21 protein-coding genes are annotated in these 22,021 nt (G+C 66.5%); 12 read left to right on the forward strand and 9 right to left on the reverse strand.

Annotation, left to right across the window (positions count from 1 at the left end; genetic code table 11):
* Window positions 1–63: 63 nt before the first annotated feature.
* Window positions 64–1,209 (reverse strand): ADP-ribosylglycohydrolase family protein, encoded by a 1,146-nt coding sequence (locus tag OIE69_RS44005; RefSeq protein WP_326581733.1) that lies wholly within the window; start codon window positions 1,207–1,209, stop codon window positions 64–66.
* A 187-nt stretch (window positions 1,210–1,396) separates the two neighbouring features.
* Here OIE69_RS44005 and OIE69_RS44010 point away from each other — a divergent pair, with 187 nt between their 5' ends.
* The gene (locus tag OIE69_RS44010) at window positions 1,397–2,155 is read left to right on the forward strand and encodes a hypothetical protein (protein WP_326581734.1); all 759 of its coding nucleotides are present in this window, start codon (window positions 1,397–1,399) and stop codon (window positions 2,153–2,155) included.
* A 23-nt stretch (window positions 2,156–2,178) separates the two neighbouring features.
* Here the strand turns inward: OIE69_RS44010 and OIE69_RS44015 are convergent, their stop codons facing one another.
* Genes OIE69_RS44015 through OIE69_RS44025 form a run of 3 tightly spaced genes read right to left on the reverse strand, consistent with a single transcriptional unit; the run spans window position 2,179 to window position 5,383 of the window.
* Window positions 2,179–3,312, reverse strand: a complete 1,134-nt coding sequence (locus tag OIE69_RS44015; protein WP_326581735.1) for a hypothetical protein — start codon at window positions 3,310–3,312, stop codon at window positions 2,179–2,181.
* 32 nt (window positions 3,313–3,344) lie between these two features.
* Window positions 3,345–5,018, reverse strand: coding sequence for a DnaB-like helicase N-terminal domain-containing protein (locus tag OIE69_RS44020; protein ID WP_326581736.1), 1,674 nt, complete (start codon window positions 5,016–5,018; stop codon window positions 3,345–3,347).
* Window positions 5,015–5,383 carry a hypothetical protein gene (locus OIE69_RS44025; protein ID WP_326581737.1) on the reverse strand — a complete coding sequence of 123 codons (369 nt, stop codon included), beginning with the start codon at window positions 5,381–5,383 and terminating at the stop codon, window positions 5,015–5,017. Before OIE69_RS44025 ends, OIE69_RS44020 begins: the two co-directional genes overlap by 4 nt.
* Window positions 5,384–5,985: 602 nt before the next feature.
* On the opposite strand from OIE69_RS44025, the gene OIE69_RS44030 reads away from it, so the two are divergent.
* Window positions 5,986–6,366, forward strand: a complete 381-nt coding sequence (locus OIE69_RS44030) for a hypothetical protein (RefSeq protein WP_326581738.1) — start codon at window positions 5,986–5,988, stop codon at window positions 6,364–6,366.
* A gap of 4 nt (window positions 6,367–6,370) precedes the next feature.
* Complete coding sequence (locus OIE69_RS44035; protein WP_326581739.1) at window positions 6,371–7,333, forward strand: hypothetical protein; 963 nt, start codon at window positions 6,371–6,373, stop codon at window positions 7,331–7,333.
* 434 nt (window positions 7,334–7,767) lie between these two features.
* On the opposite strand, the gene OIE69_RS44040 is transcribed toward OIE69_RS44035, so the two are convergent.
* The 3 genes from OIE69_RS44040 to OIE69_RS44050 all read right to left on the reverse strand — a co-directional run bounded on the left by OIE69_RS44040 (window position 7,768) and on the right by OIE69_RS44050 (window position 9,913).
* Window positions 7,768–7,995 (reverse strand): hypothetical protein, encoded by a 228-nt coding sequence (locus OIE69_RS44040; protein ID WP_326581740.1) that lies wholly within the window; start codon window positions 7,993–7,995, stop codon window positions 7,768–7,770.
* Window positions 7,996–8,114: 119 nt separating this feature from the next.
* Window positions 8,115–8,804: a hypothetical protein gene (locus tag OIE69_RS44045; RefSeq protein ID WP_326581741.1), complete on the reverse strand. Its 690-nt coding sequence runs from the start codon at window positions 8,802–8,804 to the stop codon at window positions 8,115–8,117.
* Between the two features lie 44 nt (window positions 8,805–8,848).
* Window positions 8,849–9,913, reverse strand: a complete 1,065-nt coding sequence (locus OIE69_RS44050) for a M23 family metallopeptidase (RefSeq protein WP_326581742.1) — start codon at window positions 9,911–9,913, stop codon at window positions 8,849–8,851.
* Between the two features lie 362 nt (window positions 9,914–10,275).
* Between OIE69_RS44050 and OIE69_RS44055 the strand changes: the two genes are divergently transcribed.
* The 6 genes from OIE69_RS44055 (at window position 10,276) to OIE69_RS44080 (ending at window position 15,878) form a co-directional block, all read left to right on the forward strand.
* On the forward strand, window positions 10,276–10,593 hold the full coding sequence (locus OIE69_RS44055; protein ID WP_326581743.1) for a hypothetical protein: 318 nt from the start codon (window positions 10,276–10,278) through the stop codon (window positions 10,591–10,593).
* 110 nt (window positions 10,594–10,703) lie between these two features.
* Window positions 10,704–11,390 (forward strand): hypothetical protein, encoded by a 687-nt coding sequence (locus OIE69_RS44060; RefSeq protein WP_326581745.1) that lies wholly within the window; start codon window positions 10,704–10,706, stop codon window positions 11,388–11,390.
* Window positions 11,380–11,760 (forward strand): hypothetical protein, encoded by a 381-nt coding sequence (locus OIE69_RS44065; protein ID WP_326581747.1) that lies wholly within the window; start codon window positions 11,380–11,382, stop codon window positions 11,758–11,760. Before OIE69_RS44060 ends, OIE69_RS44065 begins: the two co-directional genes overlap by 11 nt.
* 2 nt (window positions 11,761–11,762) lie before the next feature.
* Window positions 11,763–12,953, forward strand: a complete 1,191-nt coding sequence (locus OIE69_RS44070; protein WP_326581749.1) for a hypothetical protein — start codon at window positions 11,763–11,765, stop codon at window positions 12,951–12,953.
* Window positions 12,954–13,013: 60 nt separating this feature from the next.
* Window positions 13,014–14,504 carry an SCO6880 family protein gene (locus OIE69_RS44075; protein ID WP_326581751.1) on the forward strand — a complete coding sequence of 497 codons (1,491 nt, stop codon included), beginning with the start codon at window positions 13,014–13,016 and terminating at the stop codon, window positions 14,502–14,504.
* A 123-nt stretch (window positions 14,505–14,627) separates the two neighbouring features.
* Entirely contained in the window at window positions 14,628–15,878 is a 1,251-nt protein-coding gene (locus OIE69_RS44080) for an ATP/GTP-binding protein (protein WP_326581753.1), read from the forward strand.
* A gap of 62 nt (window positions 15,879–15,940) precedes the next feature.
* On the opposite strand, the gene OIE69_RS44085 is transcribed toward OIE69_RS44080, so the two are convergent.
* The gene (locus OIE69_RS44085) at window positions 15,941–16,432 is read right to left on the reverse strand and encodes a hypothetical protein (protein WP_326581755.1); all 492 of its coding nucleotides are present in this window, start codon (window positions 16,430–16,432) and stop codon (window positions 15,941–15,943) included.
* Window positions 16,433–16,785: 353 nt separating this feature from the next.
* On the opposite strand from OIE69_RS44085, the gene OIE69_RS44090 reads away from it, so the two are divergent.
* Window positions 16,786–18,636: a type IV secretory system conjugative DNA transfer family protein gene (locus OIE69_RS44090; RefSeq protein ID WP_326581757.1), complete on the forward strand. Its 1,851-nt coding sequence runs from the start codon at window positions 16,786–16,788 to the stop codon at window positions 18,634–18,636.
* Between the two features lie 134 nt (window positions 18,637–18,770).
* Window positions 18,771–19,343, forward strand: coding sequence for a hypothetical protein (locus OIE69_RS44095; RefSeq protein WP_326581759.1), 573 nt, complete (start codon window positions 18,771–18,773; stop codon window positions 19,341–19,343).
* Between the two features lie 20 nt (window positions 19,344–19,363).
* Here OIE69_RS44095 and OIE69_RS44100 read toward each other — a convergent pair whose 3' ends face one another.
* Entirely contained in the window at window positions 19,364–20,344 is a 981-nt protein-coding gene (locus tag OIE69_RS44100; RefSeq protein WP_326581761.1) for a hypothetical protein, read from the reverse strand.
* Window positions 20,345–20,811: 467 nt separating this feature from the next.
* On the opposite strand from OIE69_RS44100, the gene OIE69_RS44105 reads away from it, so the two are divergent.
* Window positions 20,812–22,002 carry an MFS transporter gene (locus OIE69_RS44105; protein ID WP_326581763.1) on the forward strand — a complete coding sequence of 397 codons (1,191 nt, stop codon included), beginning with the start codon at window positions 20,812–20,814 and terminating at the stop codon, window positions 22,000–22,002.
* Window positions 22,003–22,021 lie beyond the last annotated feature (19 nt).

A 22,021-nucleotide genomic window follows, 5' to 3' on the forward strand; every position in this document is an offset into this window, starting at 1 on the left:
GCACAGCCCTTTTTTGTTGCCAAGCGTTCTGGGCGAAGTGACCCGGGATACCCTCGACGCCGTTCAGCCGTCGTAGCGTCCCCACGCCGGCCAGTCCCAGGTGCGGTAGGCGTCTTCGCCCGAGTGGAATCGTGTGTCGAAGTCGTCCGAGAGTTCGCTGATGACGCCGCGGCCCTCGACTAGGGCGAGCCAGTCGGTGGGCAGGCCCACATCGCCGTGGCAGGCGCCAAGCAGGTTCCCGCAGATCGCTCCGGTGGTGCCTCTATTGTCGGAATGATTAGCGGCAAGCTGCAGGGCCTCCCTGACTGAACCGCCTGCTAGCGCGCAGTACACCGCGATAGCGAGGGCCTCGTCTGCTACCCAGCCGGCGCCGAGGGATCTCACCTTGTCTGAGGTTGGGCGGCCTACGGCAGCCAGGTCTATAGCCCCGCGTAGCGCGGTGGAGGTCTCCTCGTGTCCGCGGTGCTTGGTTAGGTGCGACATCGCGCAATGGGTCGCGCGATCGATGGGGTAGCCCTGCAGGATGTAGGCGATGATCGTTGCGAGGGCGCTGGCAGCGTAGTACCCGGTGGGGTGCCCGTGTGTGATCTTGGCGCTGTTGGCCGCAACGGTGAAGGTTCGCCGCGGGTCAAAGCCCGTAAGCCCGATGGGAGCTGAGCGCATCACAGCGCCGCAGCCCTTCGATCCTGGGTTCACGGGTCCTCGGGTTCCGTCGATCTCGGCGTCGGGCAACGCGACGAATTCATGCCTCAGCCCGTTCAGGGAGGCCTTACCTGGCGAGCGTCGGGCGTACAGCCACGACTGCTGCCTCAGCCATCCGGACCGAACCCGACTGTGCTGCGAAGCCTCCATGTCGGAGCGTCCGGAGGCCGGAGGCGGGCCGCTGTTCTCCTGCGTTTCAAGCCAGCGCAGGTACGCATCGTGGATGAAGAAGGTTTCCTGACCTGCAGTCACCTCTTTTATGAGGGCTCGGACACGCGCACGGATCAGACCCTCAGCAGTGAACAGCGTCATCTGGGTCGCATCGGTGACCTGCGCGACAATGCCACTCACATCGGCAACTGGCTCGACGGCACCTTTCCGAAGCGACTGAAACAACCCTGCGGGGTTCCCCAGCGCATCTCCCAGCGCTCCCCCGAGCAGGCAGCCCCGTATCTGAGACCGCCGAAATGCCTGAAACCGGCGGTCCTCATACGATTCGCTTGCCATCGATTCCCTCCCCTTGCGTGTCTGTCGCCACGTGATGCAACGTCGGCGCAGAGGCTCTGCCAGGCGCTCAGCACGTTGACATTGCCGCCGCCCTTGCCGCTGTAGAGGATGCGGCTCGCAGGCGGGCGGTGCCGCACAACTGTAGGCCGTGCTGACAGATCGATCACGGAGCCACTAGGTTCCTGCCATGGCGGAGTGGGGGACGCGCGTTGCGCTCAATGGCTGTTGGTTCTCATGGAAGAACCTCGACGACCTGGTGGCGATTTTCGAAGACGTCATACCCAGCGGAGAAACGAAAATCAAGTACTCGACCACCGCACCTCAGGACCGCGACCCCTTGCTTGTCCGGGTCACGGAGACGCTTGAGTTCGCGACCCCTAGCCAGCTGCGGACACATCTGGGGACGGAGAAGACAACGTCGTCCATCCAGATCGAACGGACCGCCGCGGGAGACCCCCAAAAGATCTCCTTCAGCTTGGGTGGCCGCTTCGACTGGTTCATGAACACTCCGACCTCAACCGTCGTTCAGATCGAGGGCGGATCCAGAGTCTGGGAAGAAGGTGTGGCAGACCGGGTGGGGCGTGTTCTCAGCGGTGCGCGCTTCCTTGGTCAGCGGCTGACCACCTGGTTCACGCGCTTGTGGATCACATGCGCCTCCGTTGCCGTGCTGTTCCTCATGGGCGGCACCGGAGGGACAGACGGTTTGGTCGGGTTGGGTGCCGCCGCCATGGCGATCGTGCTGATACGGATGCACTACTGGCTCACCAAGTCCATGGTGATCAACGAGCCGACGGGAGTGCGGAAGCTCTTGGTGTCGCGAAGCCGCAATCATGTTGCGACGAGTGGGCCAACGCCAAACGCGGTCGTGATCGGCGTCGTCGCGAGCATCGCCGGCATCATCTCGACCGTCGTCGCGCTACTCGACTACTTCCTACCCCGGAGCTAAGCCCACGCCCCGCAAGAGCAGCCCTACAGCGACGGCCCCCGAGGCGCCGCTCCTGGGGCCGGGCGTTGATGCCGCTGCGCGAGGTCTACAGCCAGTCCCCTTCGTGCGGTCCGGGCCTGCACGACAGCGCCACCGCTTCTCGCCGTCACCGCTAGGCGGTCCACAGCGGCAGCGACCTCCCCGACCCACGACCCCTCGGCGGGGTGACGGGGTGACGGACCGGCCCCTCGGACCGCCACACGCAAGCAGCCCAAGGAGTGCTCCAGGTCGAGCAGCGTACGCATCCGCGGCCCTGCGGAGCTGAGAGCGTGCGCCCGCAGGCCAGGTGCGGACTTGGCCCATTCATTCACTGCATGAGCTCTGGCGGCGGCAGTGAGCGACAATTCGATCAAGCCCATTTCGTAAGCTTTCACCATCTCGGCTTGGCGTGCTTTCTCGACCGAACTGTTCCCCGTGGGCAGCATGCGAGTGAGAGAGACGAGCAGTGGCTGCGCACGGGCCGCCGCATGCAGCACGCGCGCAACCCTGTCTACGGCGGGCGTCAACCACCGGAACTGCGGCTGCTGGCTCTCACGAGCACCCAGCAGCTCAAGTAGCTGCAAGGCCTTATCGGCGGCCTCCGGCAGCTCGAGGCCGCAGGCAGCCATCTGCTGCCAGTCGGCTGCCAGCACCTCGTTGTGCACATGGTCAGCACGAAGGTCCAGGTCAGCACGGTTGTACGCCATGCTGGTGGCTCGGGCCTGCGCTGTGATTTCCGCGGCTGCGTGTGCCGGCAGTCCTGTTCGACGGATCACGGCGGCCAGAACGTCGTTGCCGGGGAAGCACCCGGCGTCAGCCGCAATGAGGACGCCCCAGGCCCGACCGGCTTGCTGGGCACTGTCGATGCTTACTCGGGCGTGCCCGCGAGGGAAGCGGTTGATGAGCCAGGTTGCCTGCGCTTCGGCCAGCTGTGCCACGCGGGAGCTGTCGGGAAGGAGTGCTTCGAAATGCAGGTCGTGGCGCGCTTCCTGCAACAGCTTGCCTGGGGCGAGCGGAGTTGTAGAACCCGCGTGGTCGAGGGCCTGCCTCGTATGGGTCGTGTCGGCGGCGAACCAGCGGATGGCTGCGTCAACGCTGTCGTCAGGCCGCGGAAGGTGCGTCGGCGGATCGTTCGCCATCTGTGCCTCCTTCTCCGAGCCGTGAGACCGGGTTACGCCACGTGATGCTGTGCTCCGCGTTGGGGGGCCGGTGCGGGAACCGACTGTGCGTGGATCCGCAATGCCTCGGCCGTGGCTTGCTGAACGAGCCCTCGGCTGCGCACCAGCAACTGCCGGCGATCGACAGCGGGATCCTGTACGCCGGCGGTCATGACCAGGCTTGCCTCGACGGCCGAGCGCCGAACCGTCATGGTGATCAGGTGGTGGGCGCCCACTTCGGCACGAGGAACCTCAGATCTCGTCTTCAGATCCTGCAGGACCTGAAGCATGGCCTCGTTCCTGAACCCTGGGATCTGTTCTCGGGCCGCGAGGCGGTTTGCGTGAGCAGCGACCAACCAGGGATCGCTGGCGAGGGCAGGATCCATTTCTTGAAGAGCGCGAAACAGGACGTGATGCTCCGCACGAGTGAAGTCCTGAGGCGCCAGGTTCGGTGTGGCCCCAGCTCCCCGTAGCTGGGATGGATCCCTGATCAGCGAGATGAGTACCCGCCGCTCGACGTCGTGGGTGGTGTGGACCTTCTGGGCTACCTCAGAGCTGGGCGGTGGTTGCCGCACTCTGGCACCGCCCTCGTCGCTCCTGAACGTCAGGCCGGCATCGAGGCGGTCGCGTAGCTTGTCCAACGCGTCCACCTGGGCACCTAGCGCCCTCGCCACCTCGTAGAGTGCGGTGTCAGCGGTGCCTTGGACCCGGACCGCCCCGGCCAGTTCGTCAACGACGTGGGTGATGCTCGGCTCCAGGATGTGATCCAGCGCGTAGATCGGCGCGAGGTCCGGATTCGTACCCCATGCGCCTCTGCTCGCTTGGACCAGGACCTCCCTGATTGCCAGCATGGCATTGGAATCTATGCGGGCCTGTGCCGCGGGATCGCCACCGCGACGCAGGTAGTCGTTGAACCACAGGCGCCGGTAAACGTGCTCAATCATGGCTTCGGTACGGGCGGCCGGTGTGACGAGCGGGTCGCTCACGGCCGGCAGCGCAATTGCCGGGTCGGGGCCGGTCACCAGCGCGTCCCAGATCTCAGCCGTCAGGGGGTCGCTGAAGTCCTCGGGCTGTAGCCAGTACGGCGATGCGCCCGATGCAGTGGGGCTGTAGAGGAATCGTTCCGCTCGCTGGGGATCGTCGAGAATGGCGCCGAGGACGGCCAGCTCAGGCTCGATGATGGTGAGCCCCGTAGCGGGCCTGCCGGCCAGCGAGAACGGCACGCCGTCGATGGCTGACGGCCGTTCGGCACCACGCACGATGACGTAGGCGTGGTGCCGGGCGTCCTGAACCGAGGCGTACCTGGCCCCTCCGACCTCGATCAGTTTGTTCAAGAGGTCCTGCCAGTGAGCCGCGTCGTTGAGGACAGCTTGTGCCCCTTGGTGGCCGGAGGCCGCCATCTCAACGTGACGGTCCCACAGTCGACGCACGACGATGTTGGCGGCTGTTATCGCGGGATCTTGTCCAGGGTTGCGCCACGTCTCGGTCTCGATCTCCTCGAGCCCGCCGCTGGCAAGGACCCCATATGCGTTGGCGATCCAGTCCGTCTGGAAGTGCTCGGTGCTCAACCAGTAGCGAGGGCCTGCGCTCGTGGCCTGCACCAGGTCGCGGGCGGCTCCCGGAGTGCGGAGGAGGCTGCTGAGCAGATGGACCTCCTGATCCGGAGCGTCGAAGTACGCCCCCTTCACAGCACAGCCCTGCCCGCGGGTGGCACCAGGCAGGTCGGTGCCAGGTCGGTGTAGGCCTGCTGATGTAGGGAGCGCCGCGTTGCGGTGACCGCCGCTCGGTACCGCTCGGCCTGCCGGTCGACCTCTGAGCTGCCCGCCTCGTCCAGGGCGGCCCACCCGCTCTCGTCTTCCCAGCGCCACCAGCGGTCCATGAATCGCACCGGGCTGCCAGGGAAGTCACCGAGGCGGGAGGCCCGGCCCTCCTGGATGAGCCGTTTCATCGCATCGCCGGGCAGGGGCGCTTCGAGGATCCTCTGCTGCGCAGAGTCCCTGACGGACTCGAACCGACCCGTCCCCTGCGAGGTCGGGCTGGTGTCCTCGGCCATGGCGGCGCTCCGATCAGAGGTAGGCGATGCGCTCCCCTGCAGGGTCGTCTCGGTCAAGCGCCTCAATCGCTCACAGCGCCGGTTCTCCCAAGGCCTGAACCGCCCTTGGTGAAAGACTTGGCCGTAGTCCCGCCCTGCGGACTTCGTGGAGCTGGTGAGCACAACGAACCCAACTCGGTGAAAGCGTCACCCCCGGTGTCCTCCGGGGTACGCGCGTGCGTGGACCGCACCGCCCCGTGCGGACACAGCGTGACCGAGGTCCCAGGATTCCCAGGGTTTGACACCAGACCCCTCAGGTATGGTTAACTGTGAGTGAGACCGGCCATCGGCTCAGGCTCCTCCGACGAGTGGAGCCCCGCTGCCCTTCGGGGTGCGGGTATGGCCGGTCTCTTTGCTCTTTAACGGCCAGCAGCGGTCATTCGACCCCTGGCTCCCACAGCGTGGGAGCCGCTGTGAGGTTTCCTCCCGCCAGTCGGACTCCGTAACTCTGCAACCGGGATGCCATGTTGGTGCCGTGTAGATTCACCAGACACTCCGGGCGGTGCAGTCCAGCCCGGCGACGCCAGCCGGCGAGAGAGTGGGGATCGCCTTCTATGCCCTCCATGCCTGAGATCGACTTCGACGGAGCCGATGCCACCCGTGCCGAGATACTCGCGGACCTGCGGGACCAGGTTGACCCTGACATCGCTGCAGCGCTCTCCCAGCCCGGGACACCCGACTACCTGCTGGCGCGCCCGTTTCAGGTCCCGCAGTCGTGGGACGACCTGCGAGGCCACGAGGACAAGCCCACCGACTCGTCCGATCAGCCGAACGAGGCGCAACTCGCGCTCTACGTAGAGCTCCTGGTCTCGGGAAGCTCGGCAGAGCAGAAGTCCTTGGTCTGCCCCGAGAGTCTGCTGGGCGCCTGGACGGCCCTGAGGACGCATCTGCCGGCCGTGGTGACGAGCGTCTGGGAGAGCCGATTCCCCCAACTGAGGAGGTGAGACCGTGATCCCGAACATCTCCTTAGCTCGGGAAGTCGCCGAATGCGCTGCTGCGGCGGTGAACGAGGCCTTGGGCCTGCGCTTCGCACTCGACGGTGACCTTGCTTTGCTCAGCTACGGCGCCCTGCAACGACGCGCCGAATCTGTCACCCTGACCACGACGGAGAAGCACAATCCGGAGCGAGTGACGGACCTCGTAGCTCAGGCCCTGGCCCAAGTCGGCTTCGAGGTACGACGCCCGGTCGGCGACGATCCCGGCACGCGCCGGGAGCTCTGGTTCCGACCGCAGCAGAACGACAACACGCCTGGGGTCCTGCTGACGTTGGCACGCATGGCGGAGTACGCCCCGCCGGTACGCCTCGTGGGCTTGGACCTACCCGTCACCGGCATGGCCACGCTCCTCATGCGCGCGCTAGAACAGGTGCAGTGGCCGTCCCGACTGGATCCACGCGATGTGGTGGACCTGAACAGCCAGGAGCAGTACTGGGGCGTTGAGGCACTCGGCAAGTTCATCAAGCGCGCCTTGGACCGCGAGGCCGAAGCCGCCCCTGAGCTGGACGCTGCTGCGCCATATCACAATCTGTACCAGCGGCTGCACCAACTGGTCGCTGTCTCACCGGACAGGTACGCCCTGGTCGGGGTCCGTCCAGAGCGGGCCGAAGCCATCCGGCGGGAAGTCTTCTTCCTGGCTGAGCGCGTCGCCCGCATGGCACCGACAACGGATGGCCCGAACTCGGCGCTCCTGAGGCGCGCGCTGTTGCCCTCCCTCGATCGCGCTGCCATCGAAGCGGAGCTCACCGCCCGAGGCCTCGACGCCGTATACCGCGGCGACCGACGCCCAACCCAGCCCGCCGCGTTGCCGGGAACCCCGAGCCGCCACCGCCCGCCCACAACGCCGCACCACCAGCAAGGGCACCCCGGTGGGCAGCCGCACGCTTCAACCGGACGGCCCACCGCCTCCCGCTGACGCGGCAGGTTCGCATGAACGATCGCCTGGTCCTCCCTGGTTTCGGGGAACGGACGTGCAGCCAGGTACTGAGCTGCGAGAGGGGTACGACCCTGGGGTGACACAGCTGCTCGGCTAGTTTCCCGGAGATTTCCGGCGATCTCGCTGAGGACGGATGGGAGCTGCTCACAGCTGAGACTGGCACCTCGCCGACAATGCACGGCTAGGGCTCGGTGACACGGTGAACGATGACCCGGCACAGCTACGATGCCGGGTCGCCGCGTGCCCGCAGCTCGCTTCGCTGTCGTTGCCGTTCGCAGAGTACACACGCCATCCGGGGGGCGACCCCGTCAGCCGTCACTACCTGCCGCGGCCGGCCACGTTCGCGATGTCCGACGCGCGTTCCGGCCCCTCTTCTCCGATCGGAGTGAGGAAGCGGGTTCGCCGCCGCAGCGTCAGTTGCGCCGGCGCCCGGTCCAGCTTCCGGTGTCGATGCGGACTGTCACGTGCAGTGCGAGGATGGCGGCCGCGCCCAGCAGGAACGTCTCGATGACCTTGATTTCCAGCCCGCCAGCCGACCATGCAAGGAACATGCCCGTGGCGAGGAGGACGACAGCAGCCAGGACGAGTACCGTCTGGAAGACCCTCAGCAGTGGACGCCAGGGGTTCACGGTCTCCCTCATCTCCTCGACTGGACAGTCAACTCCGCTGTACCCGCGTCCGTTGGGGGGGTCTGCCGGTACAGCCAGAGTGAAGGGTAGCGCCTCCTTGGTGCACCTGGTCGGAATTGCTGCTTGGTCATCTATGCGCTGGCATTGACTCGGCCTTCGATCTGGCGGCGCATGCCGACGGTCTGCTCTTGAGGCGCGACCTCAAGGAGCATCGCCATCAGGTCCTTGGCAAGGGTGCGGGCTTCGGGGAGTGGAAGCCGCATCCAGGCCGCGGCGGCTTTACCGGCAGCCTCGCGTGTCGTCTGACTGCCCGGTCCGTTCTGATCGAGCGCCGTGAGGGCCAGCCACACCCATGCAGATGTGGCATAAGCAAAGTCACCGCTGAGCCAGGCAAGGTCAGCACGGAAGCGGGCAACCTCGAGTGTCTGGGGCGCAGTGCTTGCGTGTTCGGCGGAGAGCTCCTCGAGCAGCGCGTTGGCTTCGGCAATGGCGACAGTCCAGTCGTGGGCACGGCCAGCCGCCTGCGCTGCTGCCAGGCGTGCGGGCGGCGATGCGGTGGGCGCCGCCATTGCCAGGGTGCCGTCGGCTGGGGGTTCCGTGGTTCCGTCCGGATTCACCTGCATCGTGAACTGGGCAGAGCTGCGGTCGTCGCGCACCGTGGCCGTCACCGCAGCTCCGCCGCTGGCTGCGTGGAGCCGCAGGACGTGAACGGCAACCTGGGCTGGATCCACGCCGAGCGGGACGTGCTGAGGTTCATGGTCAACGTGGACCTGGCCGTCACCGAAGATGCGGACGTCGTACGTTCTGGTGATCAGGCTCATGATGCTGTTCCGCCCAGGGGGCGGGAATCCCCTTTCGTTGCTGGTCACACTGACAGTCCGTGGCTACGGAGGTAGGCGACGGGGTCGATGTCCGAGCCGTACGCGGGCCCGGTGCGCGTCTCGAAGTGAAGATGGGGACCGGTGACGTTGCCTGTCGCCCCAGACAGTCCGATCTGCTGCCGTGCGGTGACCGCTTGGCCGGTAGCCACAGTGATCCGCGATAGGTGGGCGTACTGGGTGTAGCGGCCGTCGCTCATTTTGATCACCACGTTGTTGCCGTAGGCTCCGCCGGGCCCGGCTTTCACGACGGTGCCGCGGCCTACGGCCTGGACGCGGGTCCCGGTCGGGACGGGAAAGTCGATGCCGGTGTGGCTTCCTGAGGACCACATGCCTCCGCCAGCCTTGTACGGCGTGGTCACTCTGCTGTTCTCGACCGGTAGTGCCCACGCGCCGGAGCTGTCACCGCTCAAGCTGGAGCATCCGGAGGCCACGGTCAGCACGGCGTTGCCCCAGGAGTCGGCAACGAGGTCGCCGGCGGACTTCTCCCACTTGGCGTACGCATCGGGAAAGGCTGAGCGCTGTACAGCTTGGGCGACATCGGTGAGGGGCCGGGTCTGCCACCGGGAGACTTTCGCCAGCCGTTCATAGAAGCTGTTGCTGCTGTGCACAGCGTCGGTGACCTGCGCGGCCGTGCCCCATCCTTGCGAGGGCCGCTGCTGGAACAGGCCCAGGGAGTCGCGGTCTCCATAGGTGATGTTGCGGAGTCCGGATTCCTGCATGGCCGTGGCCACTCCGATGACGGCAGCCCGGGGCGGCATCCCGCGGCTGCGGGCGACGTTGGTGATGACGCTGGCCCAGCTCTTCTGGTCGGTCTTCCAGGCGGCTGCCTTCTGTGGGCCTTGCGGGTTCACCGGGACCGATATCGGCTCGGCGCCGGCTCGTGGGACGGCGGTCTGGCCTGCCACGGGTGGCGTTGCGGCGGCTGGTGCGCAGCTGTCTTCCCACGCCGGACCGTCTCGCCGAACGCCCGCGCCCATGAGGAGCGGGATGAACAGCACGGCACACAGGGCGCCAGCCATACCAACCGCTGCGCCGGCGGCTTTGCTCATGTCGGGTTTCCCCCGGTCGTCGATGCGTGTCCCGCCCCGTGGGACAGGGATCGCAATTCCGGTGCCATGGGGTGGTCCCGGGTACCCGGGCATCCCAGGCCTGCGAATGCTCTCGTTCAGGGCCGAGCGTTACGCGGCTAACGTCGGCGCCGAGCGACAGCACCAGGGGAATCGACAACTCGCGTTGCAATATATGACATTCGATAGGCCGTGCGTCAACCCACTGAAAAAGGCAGTGGATTTGCCGGAAGGTGCACGTCGTACTGGCCTTTCGTGTGCCGCTGATTCCCCCGCAAACGACGATCGGATGTCCGTGACCTTCGGCTCGCTGGGGCAGGCTTCCGTAGCCTGGGAGGGATTTCGTGCAAGCACATACGCTGGTCGATATGGCGGCAGGGGGCATCGGCGGCCTGGTCAACGGGATCGCCCCTGACTGGAACGTCTTCAGCGCTCTCGGTGACCGCGCCCGCGTCATCGTGGGCGTCATCATGGCGGGGGCGGTTCTCTACCTGCTCGGCAGCGCCATCGTTGGCGCCGTGCATATCCGCGTTGGCAATCAGCAGCACAACTCGATGGAGACCAAGAAGGGTCAGACCATGGTGGCGAATTCGCTGCTTGGGCTTTTCGCGGTGGCGTCCATGGCTACGCTCTTCAGCATCGTCTACGGGTTCGGCATCTGATGGCGGGAACGAGAACCGGTCGGGCCGGGACCCGCAGCCTGACGCCGGAGACACCTGCCTCCCCAGTCTCTGGAGATGCCTCTCCGTGGCGCCGTCTGAAGGTCGGCGCGGTGATCTTCGCGGTCGTGCTCCTGATCGGTGTCCTGCTGACCAGGTGCGAAGGTGGCGGCCAACCGGACACGACAGCCGCGACCGGCCCCGCCGCGAAGCCGACAACCCAGGCAGGCGGAAGCGGCAGCGGCAATCGAGCCCGGACAGTGAAGAACGGCGTGCCGGTGGGATACCCGCGCAGCCGTCAGGGAGCAGTGGCGGCCGCTGTGAACTACCAGGTCGCCCGGTCCAGTCCCGGCTACTTCACCGAAGCTGCCCTGCGCCGCCAAGTGCTGCAGACCGTGATGGCCACCGCGTCGCTGCCGAGCCAACTCGAGCAGGACAACCAAGCCACCGGCGCGCTCCTCAAGGCTCTGGGCGTCACCACGCAGACCGCGCCCGACATGGTCATGCGTTCGGCGCCGCTCGGCACCCGGGCCGACGCGTACACGCCGGAGACGGCCACTGTCGACGTCTGGATGAGTGAAGTCGTGGGCGTCCCCCGCGACAACTCACCGATGCCGGTGTCCGCCACCTGGTCCACGTACACCCTGATCCTCCAATGGCGATCCGGCGACTGGAAGGTCGCGGCGATCAAACGCTCGGACGGGCCTACTCCACTGGTCGCCACCGACTCCGTTCCTTCGTCGACCGGTGTCATGCAGTCCGCGAACTCGGAATTCGAGGCTCCCCCCTATGCCGGCTAACTCCCTGTCCCGTCTCGCCGCCCGCGTCGTCCTCGTGCTCATCCTTGCCGCGACCGCGTGCGTTGCGGCACCCAGTCCGGCCGCCCACGCGGACGGATGGGACACCTTCAACCCGTGCAATCTGCCAGGCGGTGCCTACGCCTGCCAGAAGGTCGAGGAAGGGTCGAAGTGGCTGTACAAGGCATCGGGAGCTGAGAGCGTGGTCAACTCCGCAAGTAGCGCCATCGACTTCGCCACGGACCCACTGGGATACATCGACGAGCGCCTGCGTACGGGCTTCCAGGGCCTCTTCAAGGCCTTCGGTGAGGAGCTCACAGGCAAAGAGTCACCCGCAGCCGGCGCCGGTCCCACCCCGAGCGGGGGTGACTGACCATGATGGAGATCGACTGGGGAAACCCCGGATTCCTGCGCCTGTACGCACTGGTCTTCGGTCTCTCAGCGGCACTGACGATGATCATGTGGTTGATCTCCGTAGTGAAACGTGCCATCCGCGGCGTATCACTCGGGCAGGCGCTGATGGAGAACATCGGCTACCTCATGCTGTCCGTCACGGTCTCCGCCTTCGCCCCCGCCGTCGTCGCCTACGCAGTGGACTTCTCCGACACTGCGGCAAACGCCATCCTCGGCGACTACCTGCCCGAGGTCATCTCCGGCGGCGCAGCCATCGTCAGCGTCCTCGTCTATATCTCCAGTACCGTGCCCGCCGCGGCAATCATCACTATCCCCATCCTGATGGCGATCGTTCTCGCCATCCTGGGCCTGTGGGTCATGCTCGTCGTCCGCAACGCCATGATCCTCATGGGCCTGATCTGCGGGCCCGTCGTCTTCGGTGGCCTGGTCGACAAGGATCTGTGGAGCGCAACCCGCCGGTGGGCCGGAATCATGGGCGGGCTCATCGCCAGCAAATTCGGCATCTACCTCGCACTGGCTCTGGCCGGCGCTCTCCTCGACGGCATCGACTTCAACCGCCTGAGCATCCCGCAGGCCATGGGAGTGCTCATCACCTTCTGCGCCCTCCTCTACATGGCGCTGATCATGCCGTTCCAGATCGCCAAGTGGCTGCCCCTGGTCGGCGATGAACTGCAGAACATGCACCAAATGAAGAGCGATGCAGCCGCCCGGCACCGCAGCACCAAGGCGGGCATGCAAGACGCCGACAATGACATGAAGGCGTCCGCTGCCAAACGCAAGGGCGGTGGCGGCGCACCCGGCGCCGAAGCAGCAGGACCGGCCGCAGCGGCCAGCGCCATCAAGGACGGCGTCGACGACGCACGCGAGCAGACCACAGAAGCCATCGAGTCCGGCACCGAAAACGCCGGAGGGGAGCCGCAAGCCAGCGGATCCGACGGGCCCGGCCAGGGCAGCGGCCCTTCCCCCGAAGGGCCGCAGACAGGCGGAGGAGACGGCCCGCAAGACGGCGGACCGGGACCCGGTCCAGGACCCCAGCGCCCGCCCGCCACACCCCCGCCCGGGCCAAGGCCTGCACCCCCCACACCTCCGCCGGCGCCTCCGCCGACCCCGCCCTCCGTACCAACGCCCCCTGCTCCAGCGCCCGTGGCTTAGCGCACGCCCACCGGCGTGCCCCGTACTGCCTCCCCCGCCCCGATGGATGAAGGATCAGCGATGGCCCGAGTGTTCTCCTTCCCTCGCCCGCGACCCCGCGGCCTGCTCGGGCGTCGCTTCGAAGCTGACGAGCAACTGGTCCTCTTCGCGGGGATCGTGCTGACCGTCCTGCTCTTCGCGACGCTCCCCACTGCCGTGCTGAAGATCCCGGCAAGCCTGCTGACCGCCGGCGCGACACTCTGGGCAACAGTCGTGCCCTACAAGGGCCGCACGTTTCTGCGCTGGTACGAGATCCGCCGCACCTACCGCAGGCTGCAACGCGACGGCAACCTGCTATACCGCTCGACTGCGCCCCTGAGCGGCCGCCGCAGAGACGGTCGACCCGAGCCGGTAGCGCAGCCTGCCGGCGTACCAGGAGACCTCGAGTGGATCACCGCGCACACCGCATACGGCGACATCACAGTCCTGCTCCAGCCGAACGAGGCAGTCTTCACCGCCGCCATCGAAGTCGAGGGAGCCAAGAACTTTGGCGGCCTCGACAGCGCCGACAAAGAGGCCCTGGTTGCCGCCTACGAGTACCTCCTGAAGGGCACCGCCGAATCCGGCGGCCGCATCACCCACCTGCAATGGCTCGCCCGGCTCCTGCCCGTCGACCCCAACGCGCACGCCCACGACGCTGCCGCACGCCGCGAGCCCACCGCACCCTCCTGGCTGACCGACTCTTACGACCAGCTCGTCGATACCGTCTCCGTCCACGCCGAGGACCGCCGCCTGTACCTCGTCCTCGGCATCCCCTACACCCCCGACCTCGCAGCAGAGGCACTGCAGTACCGGACCCTCCACGACGGCTACGGCGAACTCCTCGGGAAGGAAGTCGAGCAGTTCATCCGCACCCTCTCCAACGCCCAACTGAGATGGGTGCGCAACCTCAACGAACCCGCTCTGGCGTCCCTCATCCATCACAGCTACGCCCCCGATCACTGGATCGCCGACACCCGCGGCATGGACCGGGCGACTTGCTGGCCCGCTGAGATGGACGCTCGTGAACCCACCCGTATGGCCGCCCGTTCCTGGGAGGGAGCCACTCCGTGGTACAGCGCCACCGCGTGGGTCAAGACCTTCCCCATCCTCCCGGTTGGCGTCAACTTCCTCGCACCCCTGCTGCTGCATGTCTCCGACGTGATCCTCACTGTCGGCGTCACCATGCGGCTCCTGCCTGCGGATAAGGCCCTCCAGGACGCGATGGCCGACGTCACCAACGAAGCCGGTCAGGCCGACCGGAGCCCCGGAAAGATCGCCGACCCGAGGGAGGAGCGAGAGCTCAGCGCGGCAGCCTCCACCATGCACGACCTGGCCAACGGCGCTGTCGGGATCCGCCTCACCGGCTGGGTAACCGTCACCTCACCCAATCCCGACCTCCTGGTCCAACATCGCAACACCGTCCGAGCAGCCGCCGTGAAGAGCCAGCTCGCCATCGAATGGTGTGACCTCGAGCAGTACCGGGCCTTCGCAAACACTCTTCCCCTGGCCTCTGGCCTCCTACAGGACTGATCGACGATGCTCGAACTCCTTCGGTCCCAGACACAGACCCGCCGTCGCGCTCTGCGCACCACCTCAGCCACTGCCTGCGCGCTCTACCCGGCCGTGGGAGCTCCCTCCTCCGACCACCGAGGCGTGATCATCGGCAGGGAGATCTACTCTGGCGCGGCATACATCTACGACCCGTTCATCCTCTACGACCCCTCCGCGAGGGAACGCCTCCCCAGCGGCCACGTCCTGGTCCTGGGGAAGTCAGGCTTCGGCAAGTCCAGCCTGGAGAAGTGCTACGTACTGCGGCAGCTCCGCTTCCGCGACCGCAGCTTCGCCATCCTCGACGCCCAGGGCGAGGACGGTGTCGGTGAGTGGGACAGCATCGCGCGGGCCTTCGGCGTCACGCCGATCCGCCTCGTCTACGGCGGTGAGGAAGGCGAAGGAGTCCGACTCAACCCGCTCGATCCTCGGATCCCAGCTCAGTACCAGTACAAGATCCTCTGCTCGATGGCGGAAATCCTCGGTGGCCCCCTTACCTCCGAAGGGGCATTCGCCCTTGCCGTCGCCCACGACGCCGCCCGTGTTCGAGCCTCTGAACAGCAACGGGTCCCAGTCCTCACCGACATCCACGACGCCCTCACCAACCCGAAGCCCGCCATGCTCGGCAAGCGCGAAATCGGCATCCCGGACATGGTCACCTGGGGGCAGCCAGCCTCGCTGGTCATGGACCAGCTGTGCAGTGCCACCCGCGACCTCGCCGGCCTGTTCAACGGCCCGACCACACCCGGCATCGACCTCGACGCACGCCTCATCGTCTTTGACCTCACCAAGCTTCCCCGCGAGGGCGAGGCCATGCCGCTCTTGATGAGTGTCATTGGTCCCTGGCTACGGCACGCATGGATCAAACCCGGAGACACCGTCAAGCGCACGCTGATCGTCGAAGAGGCCTGGCACATCCTCAGCCACCGCCCAGTGGCCCGCCTGTTCGAAGAATTCGTCCGCTACGGCCGCCGCCTGGGGCTGAGCTTCTGGGCCATCCTGCACCACCTCGGCGACCTGCAGGTCGAGGAAGCGCCCGAAGCAGCAGCCATTCTCAAGCTCACCGCCACCCGCGTTCTATACCACATGGACAAGGCAGAAGCCGACATCACAGCGGACTACCTTCAGCTACCGGACTGGGCCCGCGAAGCACTCGTCGACGGAGCCAGCCGCTGCTCCCCCGGCCGGGCTGTATGGCAGGTTGGGAACAGAATCCATCTGGTCGAACACATCCGCAGCGGCACCGAGGCCCGCCTCACGAACACCAACCGCAAGATGACCGAGAAGGCGAAGCCAGGCAACGCTGCCGCGGCCGCGCCCGTCATTGCAATGCTCCCTCGGGCGGTGCCCCGATGAGGCCGCGCCAGCACGACTTCGAGAGGACACTGCGCTGGTACAGCGGCCCGACAAACGCCTTCCTACGTGCGCCGCGGTGCCGCCTCCTGATGCGACGGCTTGAGGCCAGCGGTCATCGTGACCAGGGCCTGCAGACGGATCCTGTCAGCCGCCGCCCACACCAGACATTCCGTATCGCCGAACTGCGGCAGTGGCACCTTCGGGCGTTGCCGAGGATGCTCGCGCAAGACCAGGCGCTCAATGATCCGTGCCTGCCAACGAGGCACCTTGACTTTCTGCAGCACCACACCCCCCTGGTCCGTGTGGTCTTGTATCCGCCGGTCAAGGCCGATCCCAATCTTGACGAACCGTTCGCCGCACCAATCCGGGAAGGCGATCAAGTAGACCCACGTAGGCGTCTCGTCGCCAAGGGCGAAGTTCCCCAGCTTGTAGCCCTTCCATCGATCGGTCCCGGGCATCCGCCCAATCGCGCTATGGCCACCGGCATGCCAGAAGATCACATCTTCAAGCGGAATCGTGGGGGTCAGCGCCTCCAAGCGGTCGATGAAGAGCATCTGCTGCTTCTGAACCGTATTCCGCTTGTGCCCGCATGGGCAGCGGGTGCGGTTCCGTACCTCCGCGTAGCGATGCCATTGAAAGACGCGAACCCGGCCGCACTCATCACAGGTCCCGACGTCCACAGGGGTCAGCCGCGAATGCTGCCATGTCTCCCCCTGAGCACCGAACCACACCTCGACCCGTCTGAACTCCATGCTCACCGGCCCACCCCCGGCGCGCATCGTACAACCGCGGGTGACCGTGCGGTGGTTCGCGGGCGAGCTGCCCGCATGCCGCAGGAGCAGGAACGGTTCACGATTCCCGTCACCAGCGCTGACGGCTCGTATGTTGCCCGGGAGGTGGCCGCGTAGTGGCTAAAGTCGTGACCCCGCACTCGGGTAATCGCCTTCACCTGTACAAGGACGCGTGGTGGATCGCTCTGTGCGCTGGCGCCCTCGCATTTACCCTTTGGGTGTGGATCGCAGCCCTGACCTCCGGCCTCCTGGCACACGGCGCCCTGGCCAGCGTGTCTTGGGGTGATGCGGCACCTGCCCTAGCGAAGCTTGTGGCCGCCCCGCTGCGGCCGCAGGACGCGTTCCCTGCTGAAGCCGGCGTTGGAGGTCCGTACACCTTCTACCCGCTGTTCATTGCCAGCGCGGCGGGGACAAGCTGGGGAGCACGCGCCGGATGGCGACGCTGGACGGCCAGTCGCCACGAAGGCCTCGATGGACTCGCTACCCGGATCCAGCTGGAAGAGGCCATGGGCGAGGCGAAGGCCTTGTCCCGACTCAGCGCCCTCAGGCCGAGCCTGAGCCGCCCGAAACCCAACTTGGGGAAGGCGTACAGGCCAGCCCGCCGTGGCGGCCGTTCGCCACAGGTTGCGGACGTGCCCGTGACCGAGGTTGCAGTCTTCTGTGGCACAGCGATCCCCACCGGGGTGAAGCTGTACGTCCCCTTCGAGGAGACCGCCCTCATCATCGCTCCTCCCCGTGAAGGCAAAACCAGCCAGTTGATCATTCCGTGGATCCTCGACTTCCCAGGATCCGTACTTGCGACCTCCTCCAAGACCGATGTGCTCTACGCGACAGCACGGTCCCGCGAGAAGTACGGGCCGGTCATGGTCCTCGACCCCACCGGCCTGTCGGGATGGCCCCTTCAGCTTCAGTGGAGCCTTGTCGACGGCTGTCAGGACTTCACCGTCGCCCGCAAACGTGCCGAAACGCTGACTGCCACGACCAAGAGTGACGAGGGCACGAAGAACGGCGGATACTTCGTCATGAACGCGCAAATGTTGCTCACGTGCTGGCTTCACGCCGCCGCGCTTGAGGACCTCAGCGCGATGGACATCCTGCGCTGGGCGACCGCTCCGACCGAGCGTCAGCCGGTCGACATCCTCGCCCGACACGGACAGCCGAACCTCGCCCGCGCCCTCGCGGCCCAGCACGCCGCGGCCCCCGAGGAACGGTCGGCAAGCTGGCGCACCGCCGAACAATCCGTCCTCGCGCTCTACGACCAGAAAGTCGCTGGGATCTTCGGACACAGCGCGAGCGACTCCGAGAACTTCTCCATCACCGAGTGGCTGACCAAGGGCGGCACGCTCTTCCTCATTGGGGAAGAGGAGGAGGGCTCCAGCCTCGCACCCATCATGGCGGCCTTCAGTCGAGCCATCCTGGACACAGCGAAGGTCATCGCAGCGCGCAAGCCCAACGGTCGATTGGACCCACCGTTCGCGCTCTTCGGCGACGAGTTGGCGAACGTCGCTCCCCTCCCGCAGATCCCGTCGCTGATGTCAGTCAGTGGCAGTCAGAACATCTTCATGGCAGCTGTTCTGCAGAACCTCGCGCAAGCTGAGGAGAGGTGGGGCCAGATTGGCGTGCGGAAGATGTTCGCTGCCGCGACCGTCAAGATCATCTTGGGTGGTGTGTCAGACGAGCAGGAACTCAAATCCTACAGCGCCCTCGCCGGCGAGTTCGAAGAGGACACCGAATCGATCAGCGACGACGGGGACCGCGCCTCGGTGAGCGTGTCGACCAGGCGGCGCGCAGTTCTCGAACCCGGCGACATCCGGCAGATCAAGGAACGGGAGGGCCTGGTTGTCCACCGCCGCACGCCCGTCACCCGTGTGAAGTTCGAGCGTATCCACGAAGGCCCACGCGCCAAGGAAATCGCAGCCGCCACCGAGGAGGCCCTGGCCAAGGTGAACAATCATGCCCGCAGTTGACTCCCGCACCTCACTCCACACCTCCACGTGCGCGTTGCCGGAACGCATGACGCAGCGGCGTCAAGGCCATCGCGTCAATGACGCGGAACGGAACCGCCGGGCTCGGGTCGCGGCCGCCTTCGGGGAGGTTCGCTGTGCCTGATCCTCTCGAACCGCTATTCAGCGCGCTGGAGAGCATCAACGATGAGTTGACGACTTTCGCCGCCCGACTGGCCCGGCTCGAAGATGCACGATCCGTCGCCGGGTCCTCCAGCCAACTTGGAACCGCTGGCGGGAGTGACGCCCGAGTGCCGGGAGCGCCCGTGGTGTGGCACGACCTCCAGGCCGAGGAGCGAGACCGCTTGTGGGCAGCCTTCACCTCCTGGGTGGTCAGAATCGCAGACCAGTACGAGCTCACCACCGAACAGCTTCCCCATGCCTGCTGGTGGGAACACGGAGGCGTAGTCGCCGAACTCACCGCGCTCTGGACCGGGTGGGAGTCCGCCTATGGCACTGAAGACGATGCTGCCGCCGGCCCGTATCTCTGGCACGACGCTTTCTCCCGCGGCATCGAACGCATCGGCCGTATGTGGCTGGGTGAGTGCACGAACGGCTACCACAACCCCAAGTCTCGTGAGGTGTGGGGCGTTAATCCTTCATACAGGCGTTCGATTCTGAGGGCAGGTCCGCCGAACACTGGCGAACAACCGGAGGCAAGCCCAGAATGACGGGGGACCGACCCTCGCCGTCAGACCTTCACAACGGTGATCCCCGCAAGGTGCTGGTACTCCGGACCTTCAGGGATACGCCGAGTGTCCATGGCCTCTCGCACATAGCCCGGCAGGGACCGGCGAAGTCCGCGCAACACATGGGGGACGTACGGGCGCGAGTAGTGCCCCCGGTCGTCAGACAACCCGTCGTCGAAGACCGCATCGTCCACGTCCAAGCGCGAGCGGCTGAGCGTCCCTGCTGCGAAGTGGCCCTTCCGGTGATCCGCGAGCGCCATCAGCAACCGTTTGGCCACAAGTCGAACACCCCGCTGACTCCTCGTCAGGATCTCTCGCGCAACGTCATCGAGGTATACGTCGCCGGCGCGATACCAGGGCTGGCTCGACCACATGGCGAAGTCTTCGAGAGGCGTCGAAGCATGCATGGACACGGCCGCCAGGTCTCGCGGAGAAGTACCCGTCAGATAGGCGGCAAGCATCGCTGGCAGCAGGCTGACACCGGCCCGTGGATCCTGCGTACACAGAACGCTGCGCTCAGGGTGCTGCTGGTCGCACACCAACGAGCTTCTATATTGAGAGTCGCCGCAGTACAGGACGTACGCGGCCGGCATCCTGAGGGCGTCCGCGGCGTACAGCAAGTCGTCCAGCTGGCGGCCGCCGCTGTACGAGTAGTCAACCTTCCATCCACTGACCCCAACCCGCTTGAGGTTTTTGGCTTGAACCAGCATCCCGAACGCTTCACCGGTGGCTGAGTCCACGAACCACCAGGCCCAGTCGGCGCCGAGGCGCCGCTCCTCGAAGTGCGTGAATGCGGCGTATCGCCACACTGGGTAGGCCGCCATGAGGAGCAGGACGGTGGCAGTCTCCTCGGGCCAGGTGGGATTGCCCTGGGAGAGCCACGTTGTTGTGAAACGGTCCACAGCCTCTCGGCCACGAACCAGTGCCGCGCGGAATTTGTCGGCTTCGCCGCCGGGATCGCTCACCTTCATGGTGTAGCGCACTTCGGTACTCCGCGTGTCCAGAATGCCCGAACCCTGTTACCCCTCCGCCAGCGTTAGCCAGCAGATCTCTGCGCCTTGGGCGTGTACGGCACCTCGCAGCAGCACCGCTGCTGAAACTTCGCGTCTTGGAGCCAGCCGACCCGGGAGCCGAAGATCCCCAGGCGGGACACAAGCGATAGTTCTCGAATCGTCTGACGGAACTACGGACAGTCGCGGACCGCCAACAGGGATTGCACATTGAGGCTCAGGCTGCCTCCTGGTGGGCTACTGATCACAGCGGTCAAGCCTCCTGCCGCTGGCCCTTTGCCGCCCGTACGGTGCGCGCCGGTCCCCCTCGGCCCCGTACGGGCGGCCAGCGGGTACCCGCTCCCCGAAGGCAGCATGCGATGGCGCTTGCAACCCCTGACCGCACGCACACGGCCTCCGATCGTGGTGTCCCGGGCACCGAACGGCCACCCACGTTCCGTATGGTGCTCGCGCACCACCACTGCGCCCGGTTGCTCTTCGCATCGGTGGCCGGGCGTCTCCCGCTGGGCATGGCCCCGATCACACTGCTTCTTCTCGCCACTCGCGAGGGGCTGCCCCTGCCGGCGGCGAGCTTGCTCGCCGGTGTGTACGGCGTCGCGCCGGCGGTCGGCCTTCCGCTGCTGGGGCGCATCAGCGATGTGCACGGCTTGCTCTGGCCGTGTCTGGCCGGAGCCGCGCTCGTCACCACCGCTCTCGGCACGCTCGCGCTCGTAGGCACCGCCAGCCTTTGGCTCGCGGTGGGCTGCGCGGCCCTGGCCGGAGCCGGCTGCCCGCCCTTGGAGGGCGCTCAGCGATCACTATGGCCGACAGTGCTTCCAGACACCGCACATGTACGGACCGCGATCGCTTTGGACTCTGCCACCCAAGAGGTCGTCTACGTCGCAGGTCCAGCTCTGGCGATCGCTACCGTCACATGGCTGTCGCCCGCAGCAGCCCTGACCGTTGCCGCAGTGATGACCGCTCTCGGCACCGCAGTGTTCATGTCTACTCCCCCGGCCCGCATCTGGCGCGGCTCGCCGACGCGCCGTCCGGACCGGCTCGGGGCTCTTCGGCCCCGAGGCATGCGCCCTGTTCTTATAGCGATGGTCTTCTTGGGCGCCACCGCTGGCGCCTTGGACGTCGCCGCAATCACCGCCGCTGGCCGCAGTCAGGCGGCCTGGCTCGCCGGAGGCATCCCCGCTGCCTTTTCCGCTGCAGGGATCTGCGGAGCCGCTCTATTCGCACGGCTCCCTGCCCGCACCACCCGTCGCGGAGTGCGGCAGTTGTTCGCACCCGCAGCCGTGTTCACCGCCTGCTGGATCCCCCTGCTGACACCCGCCCCACCCCTGTTGATCCTCGCTCTGGTGGTGCTTCCGGGAGCTGTGTTCGTAGCGCTCTTGACCGCGAGCTCGCTTGCTGTCGCTGCCCTCGCCCCGCCGGGTACCTCAACCGAAGCTACTGGCTGGATGACCAGCGCACTCCGCCTGGGCACCGCGGGGGGAACCGCGCTCGCGGGCCCTTTGACCGGCTCATTTGCGGTACCGCTGGCGGCCGCGGCCGTGTGCGCACTCCTGCTGGCCATTCGACCAGACCAAGCACCCAACCAACGCCCGGCCTCACCCGCCCATCCCGACCTGCTTCGGAAGGCCTAACCACGTGATCCCGTCGCCT

Origin of the sequence: Actinacidiphila glaucinigra (assembly GCF_035918135.1) — a bacterium.
Lineage (GTDB): Bacteria > Actinomycetota > Actinomycetes > Streptomycetales > Streptomycetaceae > Actinacidiphila > Actinacidiphila glaucinigra.

Excerpts from the sequence above, each read along its gene's own strand:
- OIE69_RS44015 (WP_326581735.1), bottom strand. The coding sequence starts at position 3,312 with ATGGCGAACGATCCGCCGACGCACCTTCCGCGGCCTGACGACAGCGTT.
- OIE69_RS44010 (WP_326581734.1), top strand. The coding sequence starts at position 1,397 with ATGGCGGAGTGGGGGACGCGCGTTGCGCTCAATGGCTGTTGGTTCTCA.
- OIE69_RS44030 (WP_326581738.1), top strand. The coding sequence starts at position 5,986 with ATGCCTGAGATCGACTTCGACGGAGCCGATGCCACCCGTGCCGAGATA.
- OIE69_RS44040 (WP_326581740.1), bottom strand. The coding sequence starts at position 7,995 with ATGAGGGAGACCGTGAACCCCTGGCGTCCACTGCTGAGGGTCTTCCAG.
- OIE69_RS44050 (WP_326581742.1), bottom strand. The coding sequence starts at position 9,913 with ATGAGCAAAGCCGCCGGCGCAGCGGTTGGTATGGCTGGCGCCCTGTGT.
- OIE69_RS44045 (WP_326581741.1), bottom strand. The coding sequence starts at position 8,804 with ATGAGCCTGATCACCAGAACGTACGACGTCCGCATCTTCGGTGACGGC.
- OIE69_RS44085 (WP_326581755.1), bottom strand. The coding sequence starts at position 16,432 with ATGCTCTTCATCGACCGCTTGGAGGCGCTGACCCCCACGATTCCGCTT.
- OIE69_RS44005 (WP_326581733.1), bottom strand. The coding sequence starts at position 1,209 with ATGGCAAGCGAATCGTATGAGGACCGCCGGTTTCAGGCATTTCGGCGG.
- OIE69_RS44075 (WP_326581751.1), top strand. The coding sequence starts at position 13,014 with ATGGCCCGAGTGTTCTCCTTCCCTCGCCCGCGACCCCGCGGCCTGCTC.
- OIE69_RS44070 (WP_326581749.1), top strand. The coding sequence starts at position 11,763 with ATGATGGAGATCGACTGGGGAAACCCCGGATTCCTGCGCCTGTACGCA.
- OIE69_RS44065 (WP_326581747.1), top strand. The coding sequence starts at position 11,380 with ATGCCGGCTAACTCCCTGTCCCGTCTCGCCGCCCGCGTCGTCCTCGTG.
- OIE69_RS44105 (WP_326581763.1), top strand. The coding sequence starts at position 20,812 with ATGGTGCTCGCGCACCACCACTGCGCCCGGTTGCTCTTCGCATCGGTG.
- OIE69_RS44025 (WP_326581737.1), bottom strand. The coding sequence starts at position 5,383 with ATGGCCGAGGACACCAGCCCGACCTCGCAGGGGACGGGTCGGTTCGAG.